Here is a 608-nt window from a genome sequence, read left to right on the forward strand (position 1 = left end):
GCCCTGACTTTCTATTCTCAGAAACTGAATGGTATCCAAGCACACTTTTTTTAAGTAGATGCTGTATGTACAAGGGGAGTAAGTAGAGATGATGTTTATCGGCATTGATATTAGTAAAGAGAAGATTGATTTATCGTGGTTGAGAGACCAGCTTACAAACAAGATTAAAACAAAAGTCTTTAAAAACAAGCGCCAAGACTTTTAGCAATAGAAAAATGGCTTTTAAATACAACAAAAAGCGCTGCTAATGAGCTCGTTATCGCACTCGAACCAACGGGTGTTTATCATGAGGCGCTAATGTATTTTTTACACGAGCGAGGCTTTAATATTATTTTAGCGAATCCTGGTAAAGCTAAAAAGTATGCAGACGCTTTAAACATAATTCACAAAACAGACAAATCTGATGCAACGATGCTTGCCCATTACGGCTGTGCTAAGCACGCAGTCGTTAATTATTGGCAACCTGAAGCATTAGAAGTTAGAGAGCTTAAAGCCCTTATCCGTCGTTTAGATGCGCTTGAGAGTAACCGGCAACGAGAAGCTAACCGATTAGAAGCAAGTGAATTCAGCAACGTTTCTGTGCGTGTTTGCCAATCGATAAAAGTGAC

General features: G+C 39.1%; 1 pseudogene. It reads left to right on the forward strand.

The annotated features are described in order from the left end of the window. Nucleotides 1-88: 88 nt before the first annotated feature. Nucleotides 89-608 (forward strand): annotated as a pseudogene (locus tag I6F53_RS20715) (IS110 family transposase); the annotation flags it as partial.

This window comes from Pseudoalteromonas sp. SWN29 (genome assembly GCF_015864465.1).
Taxonomy (GTDB): domain Bacteria; phylum Pseudomonadota; class Gammaproteobacteria; order Enterobacterales; family Alteromonadaceae; genus Pseudoalteromonas.